Raw genomic sequence first — 4,584 nt, 5'->3', positions numbered from 1 at the left:
CGACATCCTGGGGTGTGCCGTGATGTTTCTGCACGGTCAGCGCGAGCCCGGCCACCTCGACGGCCTGCTGCTCATCGAGTACCGGGGCGTCGGCCTCGGCACCGGTCAGTTCGACCTGCCGGTCGCCGTCGGGTCCCGCCACGATGGCGAAACCCTGGTGACCGGTTCGGGTTTCGAGGAGGGTGGGCCCATCGGCGTCGAGCAGGTAGGTATCCGGTTCGGTGGCGCCGGAGACAACGACCTCGCCCTGTCCACGGGCCGCGTCGATCACCACCCGGTCACGCCGCCCGGTGGCCGGATCGGCGGTGAAGGCCACCCCGGAGCGGAGTGCACTCACCATGCGCTGCACCACCACGGCCATCACCGGCGGCTTGCGCAGTCCGCGCCGCGCCCGGTAGATCACCACGCGCGGGGTGAACAGTGAAGCCCAGCAGTCGATTACCGCCGCGATCAGCTTCTCGTCGCCGTGCACGTTGGTCCGTGAGAGGTTCATTCCGGCGAACGACGAGGTGGCGCTGTCCTCGCCGACCGCCGACGAACGAACCGCCACCGCCACGTCGTCGCCGAGTGCGTGGTAGGCGGCCAGAATCATGGTGCGCACCGTGTCGTCGAGCGGGGTCTGATGCACGAGTTCCCGCATCCGGCCGCACAATTCGTTCACCCGGGGACCGTCGGCGCTCGCGTCGAGCGCCTCGGCGTGTAGGCGGTCGAGCTCCGGGCCGTTCGGCCCGTCCACGATCACCTGCTCGTAGCAGTGGCGCAGGATCACGAAGCCAGGTGGCACCGGTTGTCCCGTCGCGACCAGTTCGCCGAGGTTAGCGCCCTTGCCGCCGGCCCGGCCCGCGTCGATGAGCCGTAGCTCGCCGAGCTCGGCGATGTAGTCGCCCATGTCGACTCCCAATGTGTTGTCTCTCGTTCGGTCTTCGGTCCGATGGTCAGGGATGAATCGGTGTCGATTTGGCCTGCGGCAGACCGAGCGACTGGGCGATGTCGCTGGTCCAGGCCAGGATCGCGGTCCAGTCGCGCAGATCGCCGTAGCGCCCGCCGCCCATCAGCCGGTAGAGCGTGCGCGCTTTCAGCGAGACGCCCGCGCGTTCGTAATGTCCCGCGAAGGCGTGGTAGCCGCGTGGCGAGATCGAATCACGCAGCGCCGCGATCTTTTTCGGCACGGTGCGGCCGACCCGGCGCCCGATCGGACCGCGCAGCGCCGGGCCGAGCCCGACGCTGAACAGCCACACCTGGGCGCGCACCAGTTCGTCGTGGTGGGTATGCACATAGGACGTCATCGCCGGGAGCAGCGCCATATCGTGCACCGCGCTGCCGAGCACGACGGCGTTGAAGCCGGACAGTTCGGGCGCATGCTCGATATCGCTCAGCTCGATCTCGGCGCCGCGTGCGGCCAGCGCGTCACCGATGAATTCGGCGATATCGCGGGTCGATCCTTCTTCTGTCGCGTAGAGAACCGCGATACGGGGTGTGTTCGCTTCCATACCACCAGCCTCACGCGCCGCGGTACCCGCCGGGCAGAGGCGTGGTGCCCACAGTGCCGGGACCAATGGCCCATCGACATCCGCTGCGGCACAGGTCACGGCCGACATCGCCGCCGTGCCGGCATGGTCACAGGCCAGATGGATAGGTCTCGGGGGTGGTGCCCTCGATCCACACGCTCGACGGCTCCAACGGTTCCAGTGCGGTGGTGCGGTCGATGTGGATCAGTGCGTCGAACTGGTCGGCGGGGCGGGTGTGGAAGTAGTGGCTCTGGCGTTCGGTGCTCGGGCTGTAAACCACGCCGATCGCGCGCTGTAGCCGGGGCTGGCGCAACAGGTCCGTTGCCTCCCCGGACAGGTCCATGCGCAGCATGAATTCCCGGTTGCCGGTGTCGTGCAGCAGCTCCTCCACGCTCGACGGCAAAGCGGTACGGACGGTTTCGCGGCGGGCGGGTCCACCCCAGTCCTCGGCCGCGGTGACCGTGCCCGTGCAGGTGCTGAAGCCGATGAGGCGGCAGGCGTCGCCGTGGCGTTCGCGCACCAACTGGCCCAGGGTGAGTTGGCCTTCGCCGCCCATTTCGGTGGCGCGGGCATCGCCGACATGAGAGTTGTGTGCCCACACCACGATTCGGGCCGGGGAACCGTCGCGGCTCAGATGGGTGGCGAGCGCGTCGACGGTGTCGGCCATATGCTCGTCCCGCAGATTCCACGAGGACACCCGGTCGCCGAACATGGCCCGGTAGTAGGCCTCGGCATCGCGCACCGACCAGGCATTGCGCAATGCGTCGAACAGTTCGTCGGCGGCGAACGGTTCCAGCTCGCCGTCGGCAATCGCGACGCGCTGCAGTTCCAGCAGTTGCCGGATCACTTGGGCCTCGCAGGATCTGCCCGCGCCGAAGGCTGCGGCGAAACCGTATGTCTGGGCGTCGTCGCCCGCGACGTGGTCGAAGCAGGCGTAGCGAATCTTGGCGCGCTGGGCGGCCTTGGGATCGACGCGGTCGAGGTAGTCCACGACCTCCTGCATCGAGCGATGCAGGCTATAGAGGTCCAGACCGTAGAACCCGGCCTGCGGTTGTTCGCCGCGCTGCTGCTCGGCGTTGTATGCGCGCAGCCAGATGACGAATTCGCGGACCTCGGTATTGCGCCACATCCAGGCCGGGAAGCGCTCGAAGCCGCGCAGCGCCTCCTCGGCGGTGGCGTCGGAGCCGCGCCCGTGCACGTACCGGTTCACTCGGTGGGCATCGGGCCAGTCCGCTTCGACTGCGACGGCGGTGAAGCCCTTCTCCTCGATCAGCCACCGTGTGATCGCCGCGCGAGCGCGAAAGAACTCCTTTGTGCCGTGCGAACTTTCGCCGATGAGCACGCATCTGGTGTCGCCGATCAGCTCCTCGAGCACGTGTTTGGGTGGTATGCCCTCGGGCGCGTCGATCGCCGCGGCCCGGATGGTCGCCGCGGCGTCGATGCGCGGGACGGCCGCACCGGTGGTCGAGATGCTCATCAGGGTGCGTACCTGCTCGTCGGTGACCTGGGTGAAGTCCCAGAACCATTCGCCGATCGCACGGAACGGGGTGGGCATTGTCGCGCAGACCATTTCGTCGACCGACGCGCCCAGTTCCCGGCAGGTCGACTCCGGTGCGGCGGGGACCGCGACCACGATCCGCTTCGGCTCGCCCGACCGGATCGCTTCGATGGCCGCGAACATGCTCGCGCCGGTGGCCAATCCGTCGTCCACCAGGATCACCGTCCGACCGGCCACGTCGATGGGGCCGCGATCGGCGCGGTAGGCCGCCTCCCGTCGGACCATCTCCTCGGCTTCGTCGCGGGCGATGCTGCGCACCTGGTCGGTGGTGAGCCGCAGCGCGCGCACCATATCGTCGTTGAGGACGACGCGGCCACCGGAAGACAGTGCGCCGATCGCGAATTCCGGATGGCCCGGCGCACCCAGCTTGCGCACGACCAAGACGTCCATCGGTGCGCTGAGTGCCGCGGCGATCTCCCACGCGACCGGAACCCCGCCGCGCGGCAGTCCGAGGACAAGGACATCCGGATCGCCGCGATAGTGTTCGAGCAGACCGGCCAGCACCCGGCCCGCCTCGTGCCGATCCCGGAACATCGGTCGGAGCGTTTCTTGCTGGACCTGTGTGTCGCTCATCGCGAGCCTCCCATTGCCGGGCCCGCCGTCGCGGGAAGAATTGTCTTGTCAGAGTTCGGTATTCGGTGGCGGATATCGCTCGGGTCGTCGGGCGGGCAAACCGAGCGCGCTGCGCTGGACGGCCAGCGTCAGATCCGTCGCGGTGACCACGCCGATGAGTCGCCCGTGCGGATCGATCACGGTGATGACGTCGAAGTCCGGTCGCAGCACCACCTGGGCCGCCACCGTGCTGAGCAGGTCCGCACCGGACACTCGTGCCATCGGCGGCAGCGGGCGGGCGAGTTTGCGCACCGGCGTCGTGGCGCGGGCCGTCGCGGGCAGTGCCGTCAGATCGGACCAGGCCAGCGCCGCGATCGGTCGACCCGCCGCGTCGATTACCGGGAACACCCGGTGATCGGTGTGCACGATCTGTGAGCACAGCAGCTCGGCAACCGACCAGGTCGCGGGAATCGATAGCGGATGCTCGGTCATGACATCGCGAATCCGGATGTCGCCCAGTCGATGTCGCAGCCCGGCGGCGGCCAGTTCGCGATTGGCGGCCGAGTGCAGGAACCAGCCGAGCAGCATCAGCCACAGTCCACCGCCATTGCCGACCAGCAGCAGCTCCGCACCGCCGAGGATCAGCAGACTCAGCCCGAGGACCTGGCCACTGCGCGCGGCGAGCGTGGTGGCGCGCAATTGGTCTCCGGTGTGCCGCCAGATCAGCGCGCGCAACACGCGGCCACCGTCCAGTGGTGCACCGGGCAGCAGATTGAATACGGCCAGTAGCAGATTCGTCGCGGCCAGCCAGCCCAGCATTTCCGGTACCGGCCCGCTGACGACCGTACCGACCAGGCCGGCGATGCCGAACAAGCCGACGCCCAGCGCGAGACTGGTGAGCGGTCCGGCCAGCGCGATGCGCAAGTCCGAGCGCGGACTCTTCGGTTCGTCACCGAGTTCGGATAC

At 68.5% G+C, this 4,584-nt stretch carries 4 protein-coding genes; all 4 read right to left on the bottom strand.

Translation table 11 applies throughout. The features are described from left to right. On the bottom strand, positions 1-889 hold an 889-nt coding region (locus tag ON44_RS33995), incomplete at its 3' end, for a PEP/pyruvate-binding domain-containing protein (RefSeq protein WP_040698266.1). Positions 890-935: 46 nt separating this feature from the next. After that, positions 936-1,490, bottom strand: coding sequence for a flavodoxin domain-containing protein (locus tag ON44_RS33990; protein ID WP_040698269.1), 555 nt, complete (start codon positions 1,488-1,490; stop codon positions 936-938). A gap of 127 nt (positions 1,491-1,617) precedes the next feature. Next, on the bottom strand, positions 1,618-3,639 hold the full coding sequence (locus tag ON44_RS33985) for an erythromycin esterase family protein (protein WP_040698263.1): 2,022 nt from the start codon (positions 3,637-3,639) through the stop codon (positions 1,618-1,620). A 48-nt stretch (positions 3,640-3,687) separates the two neighbouring features. After that, on the bottom strand, positions 3,688-4,584 hold an 897-nt coding region (locus ON44_RS33980), incomplete at its 5' end, for a site-2 protease family protein (protein WP_040698261.1).

Origin of the sequence: Nocardia vinacea NBRC 16497 (assembly GCF_000308835.1) — a bacterium.
In the GTDB taxonomy this organism is placed as follows: domain Bacteria; phylum Actinomycetota; class Actinomycetes; order Mycobacteriales; family Mycobacteriaceae; genus Nocardia; species Nocardia vinacea.
Note: the sequence above shows the minus strand (reverse complement) of the source record. Positions and strands in the feature narration are given on the sequence as shown.

What these genes read in the sequence shown, in the direction of transcription:
- ON44_RS33985 (WP_040698263.1), bottom strand. Translation starts at nt 3,639, where the DNA reads ATGAGCGACACACAGGTCCAGCAAGAAACGCTCCGACCGATGTTCCGG.
- ON44_RS33990 (WP_040698269.1), bottom strand. Translation starts at nt 1,490, where the DNA reads ATGGAAGCGAACACACCCCGTATCGCGGTTCTCTACGCGACAGAAGAA.